The 23,331-nt window shown below is 59.4% G+C and carries 21 protein-coding genes and 2 tRNA genes; 17 read left to right on the top strand and 6 right to left on the bottom strand.

The features are described 5' to 3' along the window. The first annotated feature begins 13 nt into the window (after nt 1–13). The 5 genes from ribF (at nt 14) to ispH (ending at nt 5,851) form a co-directional block, all read left to right on the top strand. On the top strand, nt 14–964 hold the full coding sequence (gene ribF / locus D8U69_RS18240; protein ID WP_056855665.1) for a bifunctional riboflavin kinase/FAD synthetase: 951 nt from the start codon (nt 14–16) through the stop codon (nt 962–964). Next, nucleotides 965–3,796 (top strand): isoleucine--tRNA ligase, encoded by a 2,832-nt coding sequence (gene ileS, locus D8U69_RS18235; RefSeq protein ID WP_130907849.1) that lies wholly within the window; start codon nt 965–967, stop codon nt 3,794–3,796. Continuing rightward, complete coding sequence (lspA, locus tag D8U69_RS18230) at nt 3,789–4,301, top strand: signal peptidase II (RefSeq protein ID WP_130907848.1); 513 nt, start codon at nt 3,789–3,791, stop codon at nt 4,299–4,301. Before ileS ends, lspA begins: the two co-directional genes overlap by 8 nt. Before the next feature lie 7 nt (nt 4,302–4,308). Beyond that, nucleotides 4,309–4,746, top strand: coding sequence for an FKBP-type peptidyl-prolyl cis-trans isomerase (gene fkpB, locus D8U69_RS18225; protein ID WP_172668667.1), 438 nt, complete (start codon nt 4,309–4,311; stop codon nt 4,744–4,746). Between the two features lie 157 nt (nt 4,747–4,903). Beyond that, nucleotides 4,904–5,851: a 4-hydroxy-3-methylbut-2-enyl diphosphate reductase gene (ispH, locus tag D8U69_RS18220; protein ID WP_056855662.1), complete on the top strand. Its 948-nt coding sequence runs from the start codon at nt 4,904–4,906 to the stop codon at nt 5,849–5,851. Here ispH and D8U69_RS18215 read toward each other — a convergent pair. After that, nucleotides 5,820–6,377 (bottom strand): GspH/FimT family pseudopilin, encoded by a 558-nt coding sequence (locus D8U69_RS18215; protein WP_130907847.1) that lies wholly within the window; start codon nt 6,375–6,377, stop codon nt 5,820–5,822. The two genes, ispH and D8U69_RS18215, sit on opposite strands and share 32 nt — an antisense overlap. Nucleotides 6,378–6,508: 131 nt before the next feature. Here D8U69_RS18215 and D8U69_RS18210 point away from each other — a divergent pair, with 131 nt between their 5' ends. From D8U69_RS18210 to thiO, 7 genes are read left to right on the top strand one after another with little or no spacing between them, the layout of a single operon-like run. Continuing rightward, on the top strand, nt 6,509–6,982 hold the full coding sequence (locus tag D8U69_RS18210) for a GspH/FimT family pseudopilin (RefSeq protein WP_130907846.1): 474 nt from the start codon (nt 6,509–6,511) through the stop codon (nt 6,980–6,982). Next, a complete protein-coding gene (pilV, locus tag D8U69_RS18205; protein WP_130907845.1) occupies nt 6,979–7,428 on the top strand; it encodes a type IV pilus modification protein PilV in 450 nt (149 codons plus the stop codon). Before D8U69_RS18210 ends, pilV begins: the two co-directional genes overlap by 4 nt. Beyond that, on the top strand, nt 7,425–8,138 hold the full coding sequence (locus D8U69_RS18200; RefSeq protein ID WP_130907844.1) for a prepilin-type N-terminal cleavage/methylation domain-containing protein: 714 nt from the start codon (nt 7,425–7,427) through the stop codon (nt 8,136–8,138). The genes pilV and D8U69_RS18200 overlap by 4 nt, the downstream gene beginning before the upstream one ends. 11 nt (nt 8,139–8,149) lie before the next feature. Then, the gene (locus D8U69_RS18195; protein ID WP_130907843.1) at nt 8,150–8,617 is read left to right on the top strand and encodes a PilX N-terminal domain-containing pilus assembly protein; all 468 of its coding nucleotides are present in this window, start codon (nt 8,150–8,152) and stop codon (nt 8,615–8,617) included. Continuing rightward, nucleotides 8,604–11,687 (top strand): PilC/PilY family type IV pilus protein, encoded by a 3,084-nt coding sequence (locus tag D8U69_RS18190; protein ID WP_130907842.1) that lies wholly within the window; start codon nt 8,604–8,606, stop codon nt 11,685–11,687. The genes D8U69_RS18195 and D8U69_RS18190 overlap by 14 nt, the downstream gene beginning before the upstream one ends. Before the next feature lie 14 nt (nt 11,688–11,701). After that, entirely contained in the window at nt 11,702–12,103 is a 402-nt protein-coding gene (locus D8U69_RS18185; protein WP_056855655.1) for a type IV pilin protein, read from the top strand. 53 nt (nt 12,104–12,156) lie between these two features. After that, nucleotides 12,157–13,257 carry a glycine oxidase ThiO gene (thiO, locus tag D8U69_RS18180; protein WP_130907841.1) on the top strand — a complete coding sequence of 367 codons (1,101 nt, stop codon included), beginning with the start codon at nt 12,157–12,159 and terminating at the stop codon, nt 13,255–13,257. A 128-nt stretch (nt 13,258–13,385) separates the two neighbouring features. Here thiO and D8U69_RS18175 read toward each other — a convergent pair whose 3' ends face one another. The 4 genes from D8U69_RS18175 to D8U69_RS18160 all read right to left on the bottom strand — a co-directional run bounded on the left by D8U69_RS18175 (nt 13,386) and on the right by D8U69_RS18160 (nt 17,691). After that, nucleotides 13,386–14,717 carry a sigma-54 dependent transcriptional regulator gene (locus D8U69_RS18175; RefSeq protein WP_130905868.1) on the bottom strand — a complete coding sequence of 444 codons (1,332 nt, stop codon included), beginning with the start codon at nt 14,715–14,717 and terminating at the stop codon, nt 13,386–13,388. Between the two features lie 2 nt (nt 14,718–14,719). Then, on the bottom strand, nt 14,720–16,309 hold the full coding sequence (locus D8U69_RS18170; RefSeq protein ID WP_130907862.1) for an ATP-binding protein: 1,590 nt from the start codon (nt 16,307–16,309) through the stop codon (nt 14,720–14,722). Further along, nucleotides 16,299–16,532 (bottom strand): PP0621 family protein, encoded by a 234-nt coding sequence (locus D8U69_RS18165; protein ID WP_056855651.1) that lies wholly within the window; start codon nt 16,530–16,532, stop codon nt 16,299–16,301. The genes D8U69_RS18170 and D8U69_RS18165 overlap by 11 nt, the downstream gene beginning before the upstream one ends. A 136-nt stretch (nt 16,533–16,668) precedes the next feature. Beyond that, on the bottom strand, nt 16,669–17,691 hold the full coding sequence (locus D8U69_RS18160) for an outer membrane protein assembly factor BamD (RefSeq protein ID WP_056855650.1): 1,023 nt from the start codon (nt 17,689–17,691) through the stop codon (nt 16,669–16,671). Nucleotides 17,692–17,842: 151 nt separating this feature from the next. Between D8U69_RS18160 and rluD the strand changes: the two genes are divergently transcribed. From rluD to D8U69_RS18135, 5 genes are all read left to right on the top strand, one after another. After that, nucleotides 17,843–18,805: a 23S rRNA pseudouridine(1911/1915/1917) synthase RluD gene (rluD, locus tag D8U69_RS18155; RefSeq protein WP_056855649.1), complete on the top strand. Its 963-nt coding sequence runs from the start codon at nt 17,843–17,845 to the stop codon at nt 18,803–18,805. Further along, nucleotides 18,802–19,527, top strand: coding sequence for a peptidoglycan editing factor PgeF (pgeF, locus tag D8U69_RS18150; RefSeq protein WP_056855648.1), 726 nt, complete (start codon nt 18,802–18,804; stop codon nt 19,525–19,527). The genes rluD and pgeF overlap by 4 nt, the downstream gene beginning before the upstream one ends. Nucleotides 19,528–19,657: 130 nt before the next feature. Further along, nucleotides 19,658–22,222: an ATP-dependent chaperone ClpB gene (clpB, locus tag D8U69_RS18145; protein ID WP_056855647.1), complete on the top strand. Its 2,565-nt coding sequence runs from the start codon at nt 19,658–19,660 to the stop codon at nt 22,220–22,222. A 300-nt stretch (nt 22,223–22,522) separates the two neighbouring features. Beyond that, a tRNA-Asn gene (locus tag D8U69_RS18140) sits at nt 22,523–22,598 on the top strand. A gap of 9 nt (nt 22,599–22,607) precedes the next feature. Next, nucleotides 22,608–22,684 (top strand) — tRNA-Pro (locus D8U69_RS18135). Between the two features lie 181 nt (nt 22,685–22,865). On the opposite strand, the gene D8U69_RS18130 is transcribed toward D8U69_RS18135, so the two are convergent. Next, nucleotides 22,866–23,331: FAD-dependent oxidoreductase (locus D8U69_RS18130; protein ID WP_177434580.1), on the bottom strand; the 466-nt coding region annotated here is incomplete at its 5' end.

Raw genomic sequence — 23,331 nt, 5'->3', positions numbered from 1 at the left:
CAAGAAGCGCGTTATGCAGCTGGTTCGAGGCCTCCACAATCTGCGCCCCCAGCATCGGGGCTGTGTCGCCACTATTGGCAACTTTGACGGTGTACACCGTGGCCACCAGGCTATCCTGGCGCGGCTGCGTGAGCGTGCGCTCGAGTTGGGCGTGCCCAGCTGCGTGGTGATTTTCGAGCCGCAGCCGCGAGAGTTTTTCGCTCCGGACACCGCACCGGCCCGTCTGGCCCGCCTGCGTGACAAACTGCAGCTGCTGGCTGGCGAAGGCGTCGACCGGGTCTTGTGCCTGGCGTTTAACCATCGCCTGAGCAAACTCAGCGCCAGCGAATTCGTCGATACCATTCTGGTGGACGGCCTCGGTGTACAGCACCTTGAAGTCGGTGACGACTTCCGTTTCGGCTGTGACCGGGTAGGCGATTTCGATTTCCTGCAACAGGCCGGCGTCATGCAGGGCTTCACCGTTGAAGCGGCGCAGACCGTCGAGCTCGATGGCATTCGCGTCAGCAGTACCCAGGTGCGTAACGCACTGGCGGCTGCCGATTTTGCCCTCGCTGAACGTCTGCTCGGGCGCCCGTACCGGATTGCCGGTCGCGTGTTGCATGGCCAGAAACTGGCGCGCCAACTGGGTACGCCCACTGCCAACATTCAACTCAAGCGTCGCCGTGTGCCGCTGACAGGCGTTTACCTGGTCAGCGTCGACCTCGATGGCAAGACCTGGCCGGGTGTCGCCAATATCGGCGTTCGACCTACGGTGCAGGGGGATGGCAAAGCCCATCTCGAAGTTCATCTTTTAGATTTTGCCGGCGATCTGTATGACCGGCGTATGACGGTGGTTTTCCACCAAAAGCTGCGTGAAGAGCAGCGTTTCGCCTCTCTGGAGGCGCTTAAGACGGCGATCAATGCGGATGTCGCCGCCGCCCGTGCCCTGTCGCACCTAGCGCCAATCGCTAATGAAGAGCCTTAAATGACCGACTATAAAGCCACGCTAAACCTTCCGGACACCGCCTTCCCAATGAAGGCCGGCCTGCCACAGCGCGAACCGCAGATTCTGCAGCGCTGGGACAGTATTGGCCTGTACGGAAAGTTGCGCGAGATTGGCAAGGATCGTCCGAAGTTCGTCTTGCACGACGGCCCTCCGTACGCCAACGGCACGATCCACATCGGTCACGCACTGAACAAGATTCTCAAGGACATGATCATCCGCTCGAAGACCCTGTCGGGCTTCGATGCGCCGTATGTTCCTGGCTGGGATTGCCATGGTCTGCCGATCGAACACAAAGTCGAAGTGACCCACGGCAAGAACCTGGGCGCGGACAAGACCCGCGAACTGTGTCGGGCTTATGCCACCGAGCAGATCGAAGGCCAGAAATCCGAATTCATCCGTCTGGGCGTGTTGGGCGACTTCGCCAACCCGTACAAGACCATGGACTTCAAGAACGAGGCCGGTGAAATCCGTGCCTTGGCTGAAATCGTCAAGGGCGGTTTCGTGTTCAAGGGCCTCAAGCCCGTAAACTGGTGCTTCGACTGCGGTTCGGCCCTGGCTGAAGCGGAAGTCGAGTACGAGAACAAGAAGTCCTCGACCATCGACGTCGCGTTCCCGATTGCCGATGAAGCCAAGCTGGCTGCCGCCTTCGGTCTGCCGTCGCTGGCCAAACCTGCGTCGATCGTGATCTGGACCACCACCCCGTGGACCATCCCGGCCAACCAGGCGCTGAACGTTCACCCGGAATTCAACTACGCCCTGGTCGATGTCGGCGACAAACTGCTGGTGCTGGCTGAAGAACTGGTCGAGTCGTGCCTGACCCGTTACAGCCTGGAAGGATCGGTCATCGCGACCACCACCGGTAAAGAACTGGAACTGATCAACTTCCGTCACCCGTTCTATGATCGTCTGTCGCCGGTTTACCTGGCCGACTACGTTGAGCTGGGCGCTGGCACCGGCGTGGTTCACTCCGCTCCGGCCTACGGCGTGGACGACTTCGTGACCTGCAAGAAATACGGCATGGTCAACGACGACATCCTCAATCCAGTGCAAAGCAACGGCGTGTACGTGCCATCGCTGGAGTTCTTCGGCGGCCAGTTCATCTGGAAGGCCAACCCGGCCATCGTCGACAAGCTGACCGAAGTCGGCGCGCTGCTGCACACCACTGTCATCGAACACAGCTACATGCACTGCTGGCGCCACAAGACCCCGCTGATCTACCGCGCCACTGCGCAGTGGTTCATCGGCATGGACAAACAGCCCACCAGCGGCGACACCCTGCGTGTGCGCTCGCTCAAAGCCATCGAAGAGACCAGGTTCGTCCCGGCCTGGGGCCAGGCGCGCCTGCACTCGATGATCGCCAACCGTCCGGACTGGTGCATTTCCCGTCAGCGCAACTGGGGCGTGCCAATCCCGTTCTTCCTGAACAAGGAAAGCGGCGAGCTGCACCCTCGTACTGTTGAGCTGATGGAAGAAGTCGCCAAGCGCGTCGAAGTCGAAGGCATCGAAGCCTGGTTCAAGCTGGACGCCGCCGAGCTGCTGGGCGCCGAAGCACCGCAGTACGACAAGATCAGCGACACCCTCGACGTCTGGTTCGACTCGGGCACCACGCACTGGCACGTCCTGCGCGGTTCGCACCCGATGGGCCATGAGAGCGGCCCGCGCGCCGACTTGTACCTGGAAGGTTCGGACCAGCACCGTGGCTGGTTCCACTCGTCGCTGCTGACCGGTTGCGCCATCGACAACCACGCGCCGTACCGCGAGCTGCTGACCCACGGTTTCACCGTCGACGAGTCCGGCCGCAAGATGTCCAAGTCCCTGGGCAACGTGATCGCACCGCAAAAAGTCAACGACACACTGGGCGCCGACATCATGCGTCTGTGGGTTGCGTCTACCGATTACTCCGGTGAAATGGCGGTATCCGAGCAGATCCTGCAACGCAGTGCGGACGCCTACCGGCGTATCCGTAACACCGCGCGCTTCCTGCTTTCCAACCTGACCGGTTTCAACCCGGCCACCGACCTGCTGCCGGCTGAAGAAATGCTCGCGCTGGACCGTTGGGCCGTGGACCGTACCCTGCTGCTGCAACGCGAGTTGCAAGAGCACTACGGCGAGTACCGTTTCTGGAACGTGTACTCGAAGATCCACAACTTCTGCGTGCAGGAGCTGGGTGGTTTCTACCTCGACATCATCAAGGATCGCCAGTACACCACTGGCGCCGACAGCAAGGCCCGTCGTTCGTGCCAGACCGCGCTGTTCCACATCAGCGAAGCGCTGGTGCGCTGGATCGCGCCGATCCTGGCGTTCACCGCCGACGAGCTGTGGCAGTACCTGCCGGGCGAGCGTAACGAATCGGTCATGCTCAACACCTGGTACGAAGGTCTGACCGAACTGCCGGAAGGCTTCGAACTGGGTCGCGCCTACTGGGATCGCATCATGGAGGTGAAGGTGGCGGTCAACAAGGAAATGGAAATCCAGCGTGCGGCCAAGGCCGTCGGTGGCAACCTGCAAGCCGAAGTGACGCTGTTCGCCGAAGACGCCCTGAGCGCCGACCTGGCCAAGCTGAGCAACGAGTTGCGCTTCGTGTTGATCACTTCGACCGCCAGCGTTGCGCCGTTCGTACAGGCGCCTGCCGACGCAGTGGTCACCGAAGTCAGCGGCCTGAAACTGAAAATCGTCAAATCGGCCCACGCCAAGTGCGCCCGTTGCTGGCACTGCCGTGAAGATGTCGGCGTGAACCCGGAACATCCGGAAATTTGCGGTCGTTGCGTCGACAACATCAGCGGCGCCGGCGAGGTTCGTCACTATGCCTAATGCCGTTGGTCGCTTCGGGCGACTGGGCTGGCTCTGGTTGAGCTTGCTGGTTCTGGTCATCGACCAGGCCAGCAAGTTCTACTTCGAAGGCAGGCTCGAGATGTACCAGCAGATCGTGATCATTCCCGATTACTTCAGCTGGACCCTGGCCTACAACACTGGCGCGGCATTCAGCTTTCTGGCCGAAAGCTCCGGCTGGCAGCGCTGGTTGTTTGCCCTGATCGCGATTGGGGTGAGTGCGGTGCTGGTGGTGTGGCTCAAGCGTCTGGGGCGTAACGAGACCTGGCTGGCGGTTGCGCTGGCGCTGGTGCTCGGTGGCGCGCTGGGCAACCTGTATGACCGCATTGCCTTGGGTCATGTGATCGATTTCATCCTGGTGCACTGGCAAAACCGCTGGTACTTCCCGGCGTTCAACTTTGCCGACAGTGCAATTACGGTCGGTGCGGTAATGCTGGCACTGGATATGTTCAAAAGTAAAAAGACCGGAGAAACCGTTCATGACTGAACAGGTATTGGCTGAGCAACGCATCGGCCAGAACACGGAAGTCACCTTGCATTTCGCATTGCGCCTGGAGAACGGCGACACGGTGGACAGCACCTTCGACAAAGCCCCGGCGACCTTCAAGGTCGGTGATGGCAACCTGTTGCCAGGTTTCGAAGCGGCACTGTTCGGTTTCAAGGCGGGCGACAAGCGAACCCTGAGCATCGAGCCGGAAAACGCTTTTGGCCAGCCTAACCCGCAAAACGTGCAGATCATCCCGCGCTCACAGTTCCAGGACATGGACCTGTCGCCAGGATTGCTGGTGATCTTCAACGATGCGGCCAATACTGAATTGCCGGGTGTGGTCAAAGAGTTCGATGACGCGCAAGTGACCATCGACTTCAACCATCCGCTGGCTGGCAAGACGTTGACCTTTGACGTGGAAATCATCTCCGTCAAAGCGCTGTAACTGACCGGATTCGGTCAACTGTAGGAGCGAAGCTTGCTCGCGAAGGCGTCATCACATCCAACATTGATGTCGACTGATCTGCCGCTTTCGCGAGCAAGCTTTGCTCCTACAGGTTTGTAATGATCTAACTTCTTGCGCGCAAGACACGAGGCACAGCATGCAAATCAAACTCGCCAATCCCCGTGGCTTCTGCGCCGGTGTGGACCGGGCGATCGAAATCGTCAACCGCGCCCTGGAAGTCTTCGGGCCGCCGATCTATGTGCGCCATGAAGTGGTCCACAACAAATTTGTCGTCGAAGACCTGCGCAACCGTGGCGCGATCTTTGTCGAGGAACTGGATCAGGTGCCGGACGACGTGATCGTGATCTTCAGTGCCCACGGTGTTTCCCAGGCGGTGCGCACCGAAGCTGCCGGCCGTGGCCTGAAAGTATTCGATGCCACGTGCCCGCTGGTGACCAAGGTGCACATCGAAGTCGCACGCTACAGCCGCGACGGTCGCGAATGCATCCTCATCGGCCACGCCGGGCACCCGGAAGTCGAAGGCACCATGGGCCAGTACGATGCCAGCAATGGTGGCGCGATCTACCTCGTCGAAGACGAAAAGGATGTCGCCGCGCTGCAAGTGCATAACCCCGAGAAACTGGCGTTCGTGACCCAGACAACCTTGTCCATGGACGATACCAGTCGCGTCATCGATGCTCTGCGTACGCGTTTCCCGGCCATCGGCGGGCCACGCAAGGACGACATCTGCTACGCCACGCAAAACCGTCAGGATGCGGTCAAGCAACTGGCCGACGAATGCGATGTGGTGCTGGTTGTCGGCAGCCCGAACAGCTCGAACTCCAATCGCCTGCGTGAGCTGGCCGAACGCATGTCGACCCCGGCCTATCTGATTGATGGCGCTGAAGACCTGCAAAAGAGCTGGTTCGACGGTGTCGAACGTATCGGCATTACGGCTGGCGCCTCTGCACCGGAAGTGCTGGTGCGCGGCGTGATCCAGCAGTTGCAGGCCTGGGGCGCTACCGGTGCCGATGAGCTGGCCGGTCGTGAGGAGAACATCACGTTCTCCATGCCTAAAGAGCTGCGCGTCCGCTCCCTGCTTTAAGCGTTTTTCCTTCTGCGCACAACGCCTGCTCAGCCTTCGCGCTGCGCAGGCTGACGCGTCCGCTCGGCGCCAGTACCACCTGATACTGACTGACCGCTTCGCGCGCAGCGCAAACATGTAACGTCCCCGCCTGAAATTCTCCCCGGGCGAACTGTGGTTCGCCCAGATGGCTGAAACGCACGAATTGGCTGACAGGTCGGTTACCGACGATCGGCATCGGCGTAGCACTTTGACGCTCGACCAGCAGCGGATTGCCGGGGTCTTTGTGCCCCTTGCCACTGATATCCAAAATGATTCGCCAACCCTGGCCCCAGTCGCCATTGATGGCATGGATCATCACGCTCTGATGGCGGGCGATCGCCTCGGTTCTGGCGGTGCGGATGTCACTGTACAGCGACTGCGCAGCCTGCTCGCGAAGGTTCGATTCGGTAACTGCCGCGAATGCCGGACTGACCAAATGCAGAACAATCCCGACAATCGTCAGTCCCATAAGCAGTTCAATCAGGCTGAAACCGTGCTGACGCATGATATCTCCCTCCCTGGAGTGGCGTGAATCTGTGCGCTTCCTGCGCGACTGATGGCAAATCTACCGCGCTGGGGCGGTGGAATGTTCTAGCGTGTAATTGCAGGTATAGCCGACGGCAACGGAGGGCACCGATGCAACATCATTCAAAAGGTTTCACGCTGGTCGAGTTGTTGATCGCGCTGGGGATCTTTCTGGTGCTGATCACTTTGGCCGTCCCGGCGTTTACCCGCTCAGCCCAAACGACAAGGGCCGACACTGAAATCGGCGACCTGCAACGCAGTCTGAATTTCGCTCGCCTCGAGGCCATCGACCGAGGCGTGACGACGCGGCTGCGGCCCAAGGCAGGCGACGGCGTCTGGACCGGAGAGTTAGCGGTCTATGACGGTACTGGCACTGCGGCCAATGTATTGCGGGTTGTTCCAGCGATGAGCAGCGGAGCGACTCTGACGCTAACCTCAGGGGTGACCCCCATTGATTTCAACAATCTGGGCGGGCTGGCGTCATCGTCCACGGCGGTGGTGATCAGTTATGTGCTGGGGTCGCAAAGCAGGACGCTGAATGTGTGTTTGAACGGACGAATTCTATTGGGTGGAAATTGCGGATGAGGTCATGGAGCAAGCATGCACAGGACGGCATGACATTGATCGAAGTTCTGGTTGCGTTGTTGATATTGAGCGTCGGGTTGTTGGGGGCGGCAGCTTTTCAATTGAATGCGCTGAAATACACCGACAGTGCGCGGATGACCAGCCAGGCCAGTTTCATCGCCTACGACATGATGGACCGTATCCGCGCCAACTCCGCTGCCGATTACACCGTGACACCTCCGACTTCCGGCAACCTCAACGTAGCCCGGGACCAGGACCTCTACGACTTCACTCGTAATATCGTCAACTTCGGCGGTCCCACCGCCACGGGCAGCATCGCACTCAATCAGCGGGTTTATACCATCACCATCACTTGGGATGACTCCAGGGCCGCCAATAGCGCCAATGCACGTCGCAGTTTCGTCCTCACCAGTCGTGCCACCGTTGACCCGGTATCGACGCCATGAACCGCCGGCAAAGAGGCTTCGGCCTGATCGAATTGCTGGTCGCCCTGGCTTTGAGTCTGGTGGTGGTCCTGGGCGTGGTGCAGATTTTCATCGCGTCGAAAAACACCTACATCAGCCAGAACGCCGCCGCTGCGATGCAGGAAGACGCGCGTTTCGTGCTGAGCAAGATGATCCAGGAAATCCGCATGGTGGGCATGTTTGGTTGTCTGGGGACAATCACGGACGCCAGTACGCCGGGTGATTTCAACGCGGCGCAAATCACACCGATCAGTTGGGATAACGCCAACCTCAAACTGACTCTGGTAACGGCGGATGTCGGAGGCAGCGGCGGGGCGCCGACCTGGACGGTGATATCCGACTGTCGAAACACTGCAACGGCATACAGCGACCTGCGCGCACCGGCTTCGGGGCAGTTGGCATTCCCGATTCGACGGTTGATCTACAGCTTGAAGAACGGCCAGTTGACCATGGGTGTAGGCCGAGGCACGCCGGCCCAGCAGGTCCTGGTGGACAACGTCAGCGCCTTCAATGTGAGCTTTGGCCTTGCCAGCTCTGCTGCCGACTCGTCGGCTTCCAGTTACAGCAGCAACCCGTCCGACCCGGCACGCATCCGCAGCGTGCGATTGAGTTTGACCCTCATCGATCCGAACAACCGGGTCAGTAACCAAACCTTCAACGTGGTTGCCGCGTTGCGCAACCGACTGCCATGAGCGGGGGACAAATGATGGCGTTTCACGCCCAGCGCGGCATGGCATTGCTGGTCAGCCTGGTTTTCTTGCTATTGCTGACGCTAATCGGCATTTCATCGATGCAGAACGCCACCTTGCAAGAAAAAATGGCCGGCAGCGTAAGCCTGCGCAATCAGTCATTCCAGACCGCCGAAGCGGCGTTGCGCGTGGGTGAAAGCGCAGTGCAACTCGAGAGCTTCACACTGGCAGTGTGCAGCGGCACCAGCCAATGTGCGCCGCCGGCCGAGTCATCGACCATCAAGGCTGCCGGTTTCAATTCCACCTCGGGGGTGACCTGGATCGCTTCGGGCAATGGCTTTTACGGGGTGCAAAACATCGGCACCACCCTGACGGCCGTAAACGTGCCGAGCAACACCTCGGCAACCTTGTACCGGGTGACTGCCGTGGGCATCGCGGGCAACTCGCGAAGTGTGGTGGAGAGCATTTATGCGAAGTACTGAATGGCGCACGCGGTATTGGCAGTTAATTTGCGGTGCTGTTTTGGGCCTGTATCTGGCGGCACCGACCTACGCCTTCACGCCTTCGGACTCACCTTTGTTAAGCGCCGCAGCGGTCGCGCCAAACGTGATGTTGATGATCGACGATTCAGGGAGCATGAATAACATCATCTGGGCGCCGGGATTCGATCCCACGGTCAATCGCGCGCAGATCGCGATCTGCGGTTCCAACTCGTCATGCCTCAGTGGCCAGAACCTGGACATGAGCGACACCAATATTTCCCTGTCGAGCCTGAACCGGGGCGGTTGCCCGAACAACGGCAATTGGTACGGTTTCTATCGAGGCTTTCTCGGGCTGACACCGATTTGCCTGAAACTGCCCGACCCGGTCGGCAATGAAAACACCCGGTATACCGCAAACTATCTGGCGTATCTGTTGGGGCTGGCCAACGGTTCGAGCCGGGATTTCACCTCGGGCGCCAATGCAATTCCCGATGAGTATCGGATCAGCGTCGCTCAGGATGTCTCGAAGAATCTGGTCACCAGCAATCGCTCATTGCGTATCGGACTTGCGACGTTCAATTCCCCCATCAGCAATAACCCGGGCAACGGAGGCTACATTGCCCGGGCGGTCAGTGATCTGTCGGTGGAGGCCAACTACAACGCACTGATTGCCTCGATCAATGGCTTGAGTGCCGTGGCCAACACACCGTTGGCGGAAGCCTATTACGAAGTGACGCGATACATGCGCGGCATGGCGCCGTACTACAACTCCACGCCGGCGACCTATACCAGCCCGATCCAGTATCGCTGCCAGAAGAACTACGGGGTGGTCATTACCGACGGTTTGCCCACCTACGACCGGACGTTTCCCACCAACGATCCGCTGGGTGGCACTCGTCTGCCGAACTGGGACGGCAACAGCGCCAACGACGGTGACAACCTCAGCGGTGACGGCGAGGGCGACACCCTCTATCTGGACGACATCGCCAAATTCGCCTTCGACATCGACATGCGCTCCACCGGAACCGATCTGGCCGGCAAAAGCTGGAACGCGACAGATTTCCCCAAGCAAAACATGAACACCTACACCGTGGGTTTCACCGCGGCGAACCAGATGCTGTCGGATGCTGCCAACTACGGTCAGGGCAAGTACTATCAGGCTACCGACAGCACCGGACTGAATGCCGCGCTGTCCTCCGCGCTGAGCGAAATCACTTCCAAGGCGGGGTCCGGTGGCAGTGGCGTGACCAGTGGGACGATTCTCGGCAGCGGTAGCAGCTTCTTTCAAACCAGCTATGACCCCAAGGATTGGCGCGGCACCATCAAGTCCTACGGCTTCACCGCCAGTGGCACGGTCAACACCAGTGCGGTGCAGTGGACCACCGACACGGCCATCGTGCCTGGCGCCACGGCGCCGACCTATCAGTCCTGGAACAGTCAAACCAACACCGTCGTGACGTTGGCCTATGCCAACCTCTCCACAGCCCAACAAACCACCCTCAATCAAGGCCTGCCCAGCGGTATCACCGGCAGCGATCTGGTGGAGTGGAGCAAGGGCACCAACAAGACCGGGTTGAAAGTACGCAGTGTGTTGCTGGGGGATATCATCAACTCGCCACTGGTCCTGGCGTCACCAACGGACAAAACCGCCTCCGACCTTTCCGGCGACAGCACCTACAGCGCTTATCTGGCCACCAAAGCGGCCAACATGAATGCCAGCCTGGTGGTCAACGCCAACGACGGTTTCGTTAACGTCATCAACTCCACCAGCGGCGCACGACGCTACGCCTACATGCCGTCGAGTGTGTTGCCGTCGCTGCGCTACATCGCCGATACCGGCTACATCAACGGCGTCAGCCACAAGTTCCTGGTGGACGGGCAGGTGGGCGTGTTCGATGCCCAACTCAACAGTGCCTGGAAAACCCTGGCGCTCGGCGGCACCGGGGCGGGAGGGCGGACCTTCTACGCCTTGCAACTGTTCGATGCCTCGGCGGGCAATGCGACCAGAGCGTTGTGGGAAATCAGCGCGCCGACCAGCGCAAACACCGCAAACGCTTTCAATGATCTGGGTTATGCCTACGCCCGTCCGGAAGTGGCACGCTTGGCCGACGGTCGTTGGGCTGCGTTCATTTCCAACGGCTACGGCAGCAACTCCGGGGTCGCAGCCCTGTACGTAGTGGATGTCCGCGACGGCTCGCTGATCAAGAAAATCGTCGTCGACGGCAGCGAGACCAGCAACGGTTTGTCCTCGGTGAAGCTCAGGGTCAACTCGCAGAACGTGGTGCAGGCCGCTTATGGCGGGGATTTGAAGGGGCGGCTGTGGAAGTTTGACTTGAGCGGTACTTCTACCGACACCTGGGGCGTGGCGTTTTCCGGCAAGCCGTTGTTCACCACGGCGGGTGGTACGACCCAGCCCATCACCGCGCAACCCTTGCTGGCGGATAACTCGCTGGGTGGCAAAGTGGTATTTTTCGGCAGCGGAAAATTCAACGAAACGGCGGACAAGACCAACAAGGATTTGCAGGCGTTCTACGCGGTGTGGGATGCGGACGGTGGTTCCGGGCAGATCACTACTTCGAGCTTGCAGGCTCAGGCGGTGACGGGGGTGTTCTCGGGTAGCTCAGGCCAGTTCATCACCACCAGTCAGAATGAAGTGACTTATCCAGCGGAAAAGGGCTGGTACCTGCCATTGGTGTACAACAACGTGTTGACCGGTGAGCGGGTGATCAATCAGGCCAATCTGATACTGGGTCGGATCGTCTTTACCACGGCCAGTGTCGACACCACTGACCCGTGCGCGAGCTTCGGCACCGGCAAACTGGTCGAACTCGATGCGTTCAGCGGTAAGATGCTCAACTATGCGGTGCTCGACACCAATAGCGACGGCGTGGTCGACAGCAACGATACCGTGTCCGCGGGTGTGATTTTCACCGGTGGCAATCCGAGCTTGAACGACATCGTCAACGGCGGGACACGCAAATATGTGACCGATACCAGTGGTACCACTACGACTGTGGTGGAAAAATCCGGCGGTGGCAGCCGTCGCATCATGTGGCGACAAATACAGTAAGTGAGAGTTGAGGCATGCACAGATCCAACCGCGGTTTTACCCTGATCGAAATCATGATCGTGATTGCGATCATCGGGATTGTCATGACCATCGCTGCACCCAGTTTCACCGAGTACCTGAAGAAGGGCCGTCGTGCCGAAGTGGCCGGCCTGCTTTCCGAGCAGGCGCAGATTCTCGAGCGTTTCTATACACAAAAGAATGTGTATACCGGCGTTGCCGGCCTGAGCCCTGGTAATGATTACTACACCATCACGTCGACCCTGACCGACCAGACTTTCCTGCTGACGGCGGTGCGCAAGGCCGGTACAGCCATGGCGACCGACAAGTGCGGTGATTTCACGATCACCAATACAGGCGTGCGCGGCATGGTCAACGCCACGGCCGGCCTGACCACCAAGGACTGCTGGGGTCGCTGAGGTTTTTCGGGCGCCTTTTGCGTCCACTGTCTATTTATCGGTTGGATCACAATATGAACAGGCAACAGCAAGTGGTGATTGTCGGTGGCGGGGTAATCGGCCTGCTGACGGCATTCAATCTCGCGTCCGAAGTGCAGAGCGTTGTGCTGCTGGACCGTTCGAATGTCGGTCAGGAGTCGTCCTGGGCGGGTGGCGGCATTGTTTCGCCGCTCTATCCATGGCGTTACAACCCGGCAGTTACCGCGCTGGCTCATTGGTCCCAGGACTTTTATCCACAGCTGGGTGAGCGCTTGTTTGCTGCCACCGGGGTCGATCCAGAGGTGCATACCACCGGTCTGTATTGGCTCGATCTGGACGACGAGGCCGAGGCGCTGGCCTGGGCAGTGCGCGAGAACCGTCCGTTGCGGGCTGTGGATATCTCGGCGGCGCACGATGCGGTGCCGGTGCTGGGCGGTGGTTTTTCCCGGGCCATCTACATGGCTGATGTAGCCAATGTTCGCAATCCGCGTTTGGTGAAATCGCTCAAGGCAGCACTGCAGGCACTGCCGAACGTGACGATTCATGAGCAGTGCGAGGTCATTGGTTTTATTCGCGAAGGCGAAAAAGTCGTCGGTGTGCAGACTTCTGGTGGTGCGATTCATGGCGATCAAGTGGTCTTGACCGCGGGTGCCTGGAGCGGTGATTTGCTCAAGAGCCTGGGCCTGGAATTGCCGGTCGAGCCGGTGAAAGGGCAGATGATTCTCTACAAGTGCGCGGCGGATTTTCTGCCGAGCATGGTGCTGGCCAAGGGGCGTTACGCGATTCCCCGGCGCGACGGGCACATTCTGATCGGCAGTACGCTGGAGTATGAAGGTTACGACAAGACGCCAACCGAATCGGCGCTGGAGAGCCTCAAGGCCTCGGCGGTTGAGCTGATCCCGGCGTTGGCGGATGCCGAAGTGGTCGGGCATTGGGCCGGTTTGCGCCCGGGTTCGCCGCAAGGTATTCCCTACATTGGCCGGGTGCCCGGGTTTGAAGGCTTGTGGCTCAACTGCGGGCATTTCCGCAATGGGCTGGTGCTGGCGCCAGCGTCGTGCCAGTTGTTTGCCGATGTGATGTTGGATCGCGATCCGATTATTGACCCGGCGCCGTATGCTCCGTCCGGGCGGATTTGACCGTCAGGAACTTGTTGCTTGTCAGATTGCCATCGCGGGCAAGCCAGCTCCCACAGTGAAGCGGGGAGTTCTCGATTTTGTGTTCGACGCAAAAACTGTGGGAGCGGGCTTGCCCGCGATGGGGGCCCTCAATCCAACCCTAATTTTTTCAGCCTGTAACGCATCGACCTGAATGAAAGATTCAACCGCTGAGCCGCCGCCGTGCGGTTCCAGCGGGTTTCTTCCAGTGCCTGAAGAATCAGCTGGCGCTCGACGTTTTCCAGATACATTTCCAGATTGTCGATTTGCGTCAGATCCGGCACCCCGCCCTCAGGCGTGCAGTTACCCTCGGCCAATCGCAGGTCGCCGGCCTCGATCTGTTTGTTTTCGCAGAGGGTGTGCGCCCGTTCGAGCATGTTTTCCAGTTCCCGCACATTACCGGGGAAACGGTAATTTTTCAGTGCCTCGAGTGCTTGCGGGTGCAGTTTTGCCGGCGCTTGACCCGTATCGGCTGCCAACCGTTTGAGTACGTGGCTGGCCAATGGCTCGATGTCGTCACGGCGTTCGCGCAGGGGCGGCACTCGTAGCTCGATCACGTTCAAACGGTAGTAGAGGTCCTGGCGAAAGCGTTCCGCGGCGACTTCGCCACCAAGGTCTTTATGCGTGGCGCAAAGAATGCGCACATCGACCACCTCTTCCTGCTGGCCGCCGACGCTGCGTACGGCTTTTTCCTGGATCGCCCGCAGCAGTTTGACCTGCATTGGCAGCGGCAGGTCAGCCACCTCGTCGAGGAACAGCGTGCCGCCATGCGCAGCCTGGAACAGGCCGGGCTTGTCTTCGATGGCGCCGCTGAAGCTGCCTTTGCGATGCCCGAAAAACTCGCTTTCCATCAGTTCCGACGGGATCGCTCCGCAATTGACCGGGATAAAGGGTTGGTTGGCACGTGGGCCACGGTCATGGATCAGCCGCGCCACCAACTCCTTGCCGCTACCGGATTCGCCGCTGATGTACACCGGAGCCTGGCTGCGCGCCAATTTGTCGATCTGCTTGCGCAAGTTGCGCATGGGCAACGAATCGCCCAACAACCGTCGGTCGATGGCGACGCCAGGAGAGGGCAGGAGCAGGGCGCTGTTGACCAGTTCCCGCAAGCGGTTGAGATCCACCGGTTTGGTCAGGAAGTCGAAAGCGCCGGCCTTGAGCGCGTTGATTGCCGTATCAACGTTGCCATACGCCGTGATCATGGCCACCGGGATCTGTGGATAACGTTGCTGGATGTGCTGCACCAGCTCCAGGCCGGTGCCATCGGGCAGGCGCATGTCGGTCAGGCACAGATCGAATGTTTCGCGATTGAGCAGGGCCAGGGCCTCGCTCGCGTTACGCGCACTGTAGGTATCGAGTTTCATCCGACCCAGGGTGATTTCCAGGAGTTCGCGGATGTCCGGTTCGTCGTCGACGATCAGGACTTTTTGCCGTGGGCTCATATTCAACTTTGTTTCCGTCCGTGAGCAAAGGTGATGCGAAAGCAGCCGCCGCCTTGGCGTGGTTTGAAGTCTAGGCGTGCCTGGTTGCTTTCGCACAACTCACGGGACAGATACAGCCCAAGGCCGGTGCCCTGGTGGCTGGTGGTGAAAAACGGTTCGAACAGTTGCGCCTGATGGTCCGGCGTCACACCGGCCCCGTCATCGAGCACTTCGAGGATCGGCAACTGGCTGTCGGGATCAATGAACAATTCAAGCCAGACTTGCGCCAGGTCGTGGTTTTGCGCGCTGTGGCGCCAGGCGTTGCGTATCAGGTTGTCGATGATCTGGTGCAATTGGTCCGGGTCCATCAACGTCTTGAAGTCGCCGGGGCCGATGTTCAGGTGTATCCGCTGACGCTCGGTCGCGGCCTCGCGAATTTCAGTGACGAACTGTTGCAACCACGGCTTCAGGTCGAGGCGCTGCGCCACGGTTTGTTGGCGGCGGGACATTTGCAGGACGTTTTCGATTACCCGATTCATTCGTTGAGAGTGGTCTTGAATAATCTGCGTCAGACGTTGATCGGCGCTGTTCAGTTCCTCTGATTCTCGCAATAGCTGTGCGGCGTGACTGATGGCGCCCAGCGGATTGCGTATTTCATGGGCGATACCGGCGGTCAGGCGGCCAAGGGCGGCGAGTTTCATTTGTTGGGCTTGTTGGGCGATTTGCGCGATATCTTCGAGAAAAACCAGGGTCTGGTGTTGTGGGCTCGGGTCCAGGGCAATGAAACTGGGTTGCAGCTCCATGCCGCTGCTGGCGATTTTAAGGCTCTGGGGGCGCAGCGTCGGGTTGTTGAGCCACAGGTGCAGACGCTCGACGAGCGACGGTAGGAGCTCGTCGATCAGTCGGCCTTCAAGGCGATCACAACCCAGCAGGGTCAAGGCGCTGTGATTGGCCAATTGCACTCGGCGCTGATCGTCGAGCACCAGGATGCCGGTGCGCATGCGTTGCAGGATCAGCGCGTTGAGTGCTTCGAGGCCGATGACTTCGCTGGCCTTCTGCTCCACCAGCGTTTCGCTGACTTCCAGGCGTCGGGCCAGGCCCTGTACCAGCAACGCTGCGGCAAAACACAGGGCGCCGAGGGTACTGACTTGCAAATAGTCGTTGGGACTGGCGCGATGGCTGAAATTCAACAGCAAGCTTGAACCGACGATGCCGATCGCTGCGAGGGCGGCAATCAACAGGCCGATGCGCCTTCGCAACAAGGTATTGCTGATGGCCACCGAGACGATCAGCAAGTTGCCGATGGCGCTCGCCACACCGCCGCCGGCGTAGAACAGGCCGCACAGCAGAAAGATATCGAGCAGTGCCAGGCTGAACAGTTGTGCCGGTCGACGGGTGTTCTCGAAGAAGACCACCAGCACAATATTCAGCACCAGGTACAACCAACTGCCAATGCGCAGTAAATCGTCGTTGGCTGACGTCAGCAACCGGTTATCCATGTTGCTGGAGATCAGCAGCACCAGGATGATGCCGACGCTTAAACGGTAGAGATGATAGAGGCGCAGCAGGCGCTGGGCCTGCTTGTCGCTGTGACTGGATGCCTCAGCGATCACTGGAACCGGGGCCTTGCTCAAGATGAGCCTGGCTGCAATACCACTGTTGTTGAAGGTTCAGTGCGCGATCGCGTGGCAGGTGCACACCGCAATGAGCACAACGGACCATTGGCGCTGCTTCCAGCTCGGCATTGGATTTGGGAGAGGAGGCCTGGCCCTTGTACTTGCGCCAGAACCACACCGCGGCGGCAATCACGGCGATCCAGAAGAGTATACGAAGCATGATGAGCTGCTTTATTGGCTGATGAACAGGCAGTTTAGCCGGGGACATGACAGGCGCACAGCGCATTCGCCAACCACAAAAAAAACCCAATAAAAAAGGGAGACTCAAGCGTCTCCCTTTTGTACCGCCGGTCGTGTCAGTCGAACACGCCGAAGGTCATGTAGCTGAACCACGAACGGTCTTCGTTGTTGCCTTCAGCTTCGTGTTCCTCTTCCTCGATCACTTCGCCATCTGCGTCTTTAGGCTTGAGTTCGTTCGGAATGGCATCCTTCGCGTCCTGGAACTGCTTCTGCACGTCCTGGTTGGCGCGGGTTTCTCCCGGCGGCAGCGGCGGACGGGATTCGATCAGGCCCAGGGTGGCCTTGCTCAGCCACGAACGGTTGTCGGCTTCGTCAACCGACGGTACGAACTGACCGTCCACCAACGATGGGTGGTTCGGGTAGTTGAGTTTCAGGGTTTCAAGGCTGGTGGCGGCCAGTTCGTCGAGATGCAGACGCTGGTAGGCCTCGGTCATCACCGCCAGGCCGTCGGCGACCGATGGGGTTTCCTGGAAGTTTTCCACCACATAGCGCCCACGGTTTGCCGCAGCGACATAGGCCTGACGGGTCAGGTAATAGTCGGCAACGTGGATTTCGTAGGCTGCCAGCAGGTTGCGCAGGTAGATCATGCGCTGCTTGGCGTCAGGCGAGTAGCGGCTGTTCGGGAAGCGGCTGGTCAGCTGGGCGAACTCGTTGTAGGAATCGCGCGCGGCACCCGGGTCACGCTTGGTCATGTCCAGCGGCAGGAAGCGCGACAGCAGACCAACGTCCTGGTCGAAAGAAGTCAGGCCCTTGAGGTAATAAGCGTAATCGACATTCGGGTGCTGCGGATGCAGACGAATGAAACGCTCCGCAGCGGCTTTTGCAGCCTCGGGTTCCGCGTTCTTGTAGTTGGCGTAGATGAGCTCGAGTTGAGCCTGATCGGCATAACGACCGAACGGATAACGCGATTCCAGAGCCTTCAGCTTGGCGGTGGCGCTGGTGTAGCTGTTGTTGTCCAGGTCGGCTTGAGCCTGTTGGTACAACTCGACTTCACTCAGGTTTTCGTCTACGACTTCCTTCGATGAGCAAGCAGCGGTCAATGCGAGGATGGCGATCAGCAGCAGGTGTTTCACTTGCATGGCGGCTTGCGTCCCTATGACGGCCGCTGTCTTGGGCGTGGCCGTCCTGTTATGATGAGCGCCCCGTTGAATAGCCTCGGGGCAAAAGACGCCGTATTTAACCACAAGCGCGCAGCCGAAACCAAAGGCTGTGCCGACGCCTAGTCTGAGCATGTCCGATAAAATTGAACTTCGCGCAGAGGTGCCGTCCGAATTGGGCGGCCAACGCCTCGATCAAGTCGCCGCACAATTATTCGCTGAGCACTCGCGCTCGCGCCTTTCCGCCTGGATCAAAGACGGCCGCCTGACTGTGGATGGGGCGGTTATCCGCCCGCGAGACATCGTTCATGGTGGCGCCATTCTTGAACTCACTGCCGAGCAGGAAGCTCAGGGCGAATGGGTCGCTCAAGACATAGCCCTGGACATCGTCTACGAAGACGACGAAATCCTGGTGATCAACAAGCCTGCGGGCCTGGTGGTGCATCCGGCTGCCGGTCACGCCGACGGCACCTTGCTCAACGCCCTGCTGCACCATGTGCCGGACATCATCAATGTGCCCCGCGCCGGTATCGTGCATCGCCTGGACAAGGACACCACCGGTCTGATGGTGGTGGCCAAGACCATTCAGGCGCAGACGCAGCTGGTTACACAGTTGCAGAGCCGCAGCGTCAGCCGCATCTATGAATGCATCGTGATCGGTGTGGTAACGGCTGGCGGCAAGATCAACGCGCCAATCGGTCGCCACGGCCAGCAGCGCCAGCGCATGGCGGTAATGGAGGGGGGCAAGCAGGCCGTCAGCCACTACCGCGTGCTTGAGCGTTTCCGCTCCCACACTCACGTGCGGGTGAAGCTGGAGACCGGTCGTACGCACCAGATTCGCGTACACATGGCCCACATCAACTTCCCGTTGGTCGGAGATCCTGCCTACGGCGGTCGTTTCCGGATTCCGCCGGCAGCCAACCCGACCATGGTCGAGTCGCTGAAAAACTTCCCGCGTCAGGCACTGCATGCACGGTTCCTGGAGCTGGATCACCCGACGACCGGTGAGCGCATGAGTTGGGAGTCGCCGCTGCCGGAAGATTTCGTCTGGTTGCTGACCCTGCTCAAGCAAGACCGCGAGGCGTTCATCGGATGAGTGACTGGCTGATTCCTGACTGGCCCGCGCCGGCCGGGGTCAAAGCCTGTGTGACCACCCGTGCGGGCGGCGTCAGTCTGGCGCCGTTCGACAGCCTCAACCTCGGCGATCACGTCGGCGACAGCCCTGAGGCCGTCGCCGAAAATCGCCGTCGTCTTACCGATCATTTCTCTATTCAACCGGCCTGGCTGCAGCAGGTCCACGGCATTGTCGTGGCCCATGCCGATCCGGGCCGGGTGGACACGGCTGACGCCAGCTGGACCTCAACGCCGGGCGTCGCCTGCGCGGCGATGACCGCCGATTGCCTGCCTGCGCTGTTTTGCGATCGTGCCGGTACCCGCGTTGCTGCAGCCCATGCCGGTTGGCGCGGGTTGGCGGCTGGCGTGCTGGAAGCCACCCTCGACAGTCTGGCGGTGCCACCTGCCGAAGTATTGGTCTGGCTCGGTCCAGCCATTGGCCCGCAAGCCTTTGAAGTCGGCCCGGAAGTGCGCGAAACCTTCGTGCAGCAATTGCCGCAGGCGGCTGAAGCCTTCGTGCCGAGTCAAAACCCCGGCAAGTTCATGGCCGACATCTATAGGCTTGCGCGTCTGCGCCTGGCTGCTCGCGGCGTCACCGCTGTCTACGGTGGCGGTTTCTGTACCGTGACCGACCCGCGTTTCTATTCTTACCGCCGGGCCCCTCGCACCGGTCGGTTCGCCTCCTTGATCTGGCTCGCCCGCTAAGCTTCTCTGATCTGCATCAATGTATTGATGCTTGAAACTCCCAGAATCGACCGCATCTATAACGGTATCTGGCAGGTTTCTTCATTCAGGATGTTTTATAGGTCCGGCCTGCTCAAAAGGAAGGTGACCCATGCGTATAGACCGTTTAACCAGCAAATTGCAGTTGGCGTTGTCCGATGCCCAATCCCTGGCCGTCGGCCTCGATCATCCGGCCATCGAGCCGGCGCACTTGATGCAGGCCTTGCTCGAACAGCAGGGCGGCTCGATCAAGCCCCTGCTGATGCAGGTGGGCTTCGACGTCAACAGCCTGCGTAAAGAGCTGACCAAAGAGCTCGACCAACTGCCGAAAATCCAGAACCCGACCGGCGACGTCAATATGTCGCAGGATCTGGCGCGTCTGCTCAACCAGGCTGACCGTCTGGCTCAGCAGAAGGGCGACCAGTTCATCTCCAGCGAGCTGGTCCTGCTCGCCGCCATGGACGAAAACAGCAAGCTCGGCAAGCTGTTGCTCGGTCAGGGCGTGAGCAAAAAGGCTTTGGAAAACGCGATCAACAACCTGCGCGGTGGCGAAGCCGTCAACGACCCGAACCACGAGGAGGCGCGTCAGGCGCTGGACAAATACACCGTCGACCTGACCAAGCGTGCTGAAGAGGGCAAGCTTGATCCGGTGATCGGCCGCGACGACGAAATCCGCCGTACGATTCAGGTGCTGCAACGCCGCACCAAAAACAACCCGGTGCTGATTGGTGAACCTGGCGTGGGTAAAACCGCGATCGCCGAAGGCCTGGCCCAGCGCATCATCAATGGTGAAGTGCCGGATGGCCTCAAGGGCAAACGCCTGTTGTCCCTGGACATGGGGGCGTTGATTGCCGGTGCCAAATATCGCGGTGAGTTCGAAGAGCGGCTCAAGGCATTGCTCAACGAACTGTCGAAGCAGGAAGGACAGATCATTCTGTTCATCGACGAGCTGCATACCATGGTTGGCGCCGGTAAGGGCGAAGGCTCGATGGATGCAGGCAACATGCTCAAGCCGGCCCTGGCGCGCGGTGAATTGCATTGCGTCGGCGCTACCACGCTCAATGAGTACCGCCAATATATAGAGAAGGATGCCGCTCTCGAACGGCGCTTCCAGAAAGTGTTGGTGGACGAACCGAGCGAAGAGGACACCATTGCCATCCTGCGTGGCCTGAAAGAGCGCTACGAGGTTCACCACAAGGTGGCGATCACCGACGGTGCGATCATCGCGGCGGCCAAGCTCAGTCATCGCTACATCACTGACCGGCAATTGCCGGACAAGGCCATCGACCTGATCGACGAGGCTGCCAGCCGCATCCGCATGGAGATCGATTCCAAGCCCGAAGTGCTGGACCGACTCGAGCGTCGCCTGATTCAACTGAAGGTGGAATCCCAGGCGCTGAAGAAAGAAAGCGACGACGCAGCGAAGAAACGTCTGGAAAAACTCCAGGAAGAAATCGCTCGGCATGAGCGCGAGTACTCGGACCTCGAAGAAATCTGGAATTCGGAAAAAGCCGAGGTGCAGGGTTCTGCGCAGATCCAGCAAAAGATCGAACAGTCCCGCCAGGAACTGGAAACCGCTCGCCGCAAGGGCGACCTGAACCGCATGGCGGAATTGCAGTACGGGGTGATCCCGGACCTGGAACGCAGCCTGCAAATGGTCGACCAGCATGGCAAAGCGGAAAACCAGTTGCTGCGCAGCAAGGTGACTGAAGAAGAGATCGCCGAAGTTGTTTCGAAGTGGACCGGTATTCCCGTGTCGAAGATGCTCGAAGGCGAGCGCGAAAAACTGATGAAGATGGAAAGCCTGTTGCACCAGCGTGTGATTGGCCAGGACGAAGCGGTGGTCGCGGTTTCCAACGCGGTACGGCGTTCCCGCGCCGGGTTGTCCGACCCGAACCGGCCGAGCGGCTCGTTCATGTTCCTCGGCCCTACCGGTGTCGGTAAAACCGAGCTGTGCAAGGCGCTGGCCGAGTTCCTCTTTGACACTGAAGAGGCGATGGTGCGGATCGACATGTCCGAATTCATGGAGAAACATTCCGTGGCTCGCTTGATCGGGGCGCCACCAGGCTATGTCGGCTACGAAGAAGGCGGGTATCTGACCGAGGCGGTGCGTCGCAAGCCTTACTCGGTGATCCTCATGGACGAAGTCGAGAAGGCGCACCCGGATGTGTTCAACGTCTTGCTGCAAGTGCTTGAAGACGGTCGCCTGACGGATAGCCATGGCCGCACGGTGGACTTCAAGAACACTGTGATCGTCATGACTTCCAACCTGGGGTCGGTGCAGATCCAGGAACTGGTCGGTGATCGTGAAGCACAGCGTGCGGCGGTAATGGATGCGATTTCCACGCACTTCCGGCCTGAGTTCATCAACCGGGTCGACGAAGTGGTGATCTTCGAACCGTTGGCGCGGGATCAGATCGCCGGCATTACCGAGATCCAGTTGGGTCGTCTGCGTAGTCGTCTGACTGAACGTGAGCTCAAACTCGAGCTCAGCCCTGAGGCGATGGATAAGCTCATCGCGGTGGGTTACGACCCGGTGTATGGCGCTCGGCCGCTCAAGCGAGCGATTCAGCGCTGGATCGAGAACCCGCTGGCACAGCTGATTCTGTCGGGCCGATTCATGCCAGGCGACACAGCCCACGGTGTGGTGGAAAACGACGAAATCGTCTTCGTCTGATCCTCGGCGGCAGCAAAAATGAAAAGGCCTCGCATTGCGAGGCCTTTTTTTCGTTAGGCTGTTGAACTCAAAGGAAAAGGCTTGTAAAGTGCGCCCCGCAGTCAGTCACCCGCCAGGGTTTTTGCTCCCCAAGCAGGAATCCAAAATAAGTTGCAAATCATTAACTTGAAAGCAATTTAGGGGGTTGACAGAGGTGCTGAAGATTGTAGAATAGCGCGCCTCAGACACACGAACGCAGCGATGCGAACGAGTCGAAGAGAACGCAGTAAAGCTTCAATGTTGTAAATTGAAATATGTAGTTCCGTGATAGCTCAGTCGGTAGAGCAAATGACTGTTAATCATTGGGTCCCAGGTTCGAGTCCTGGTCACGGAGCCAATTTCAAACCGGGGTATAGCGCAGTCCGGTAGCGCGCCTGCTTTGGGAGCAGGATGTCAGGAGTTCGAATCCCCTTACCCCGACCATATTAAAAATCCTCGTATCGAAAGATACGGGGATTTTTTTTTGTCTTCGAAAAACGCTCTCGAACACCATAAAAACTTGTGGGAGCTGGCTTGCCAGCGATTGCGGTGGGTCATTCAGCGAAGATGTCGACTGAGACACCGCAATCGCGGGCAAGCCCGCTCCCTCAGGGATTGGCGTGTTTTAGTGCAGCTTGAGCCGTGGCTCAGTCCCACGTCCGATCTTGCTGCCCAGCATCAGCATTGCCGTACGGAACGGCCCGTACAGCGCCATCTGGTGCATACGATACAGCGAAACGTAAAACATCCGCGCCAACCAGCCTTCAAGCATTACGCTGCCGGTGAGGTTGCCCATCAAATTACCGACTGCCGAAAAACGCGACAGCGAAATCAGCGAGCCGTAGTCGGTGTACTTGTATTCCGGCAGCGCCTTGCCTTCGATCCGTAGCTTCAGCGATTTGGCCAGCAGTGACGCTTGTTGGTGCGCAGCCTGGGCTCGCGGCGGTACGTTGCGGTCGCTGCCCGGCTGCGGGCAGGCGGCGCAGTCGCCGAAGGCGAAGATGTTCTCGTCGCGGGTGGTTTGCAGGGTCGGCAGCACTTGCAGCTGATTGATGCGGTTGGTTTCCAGGCCGTCGATGTCCTTGAGGAAA

Source organism: Pseudomonas sp. Sample_16 (assembly GCF_004307665.1).
GTDB lineage: Bacteria > Pseudomonadota > Gammaproteobacteria > Pseudomonadales > Pseudomonadaceae > Aquipseudomonas.
This window is presented reverse-complemented; position numbering and strand designations above follow the sequence as displayed.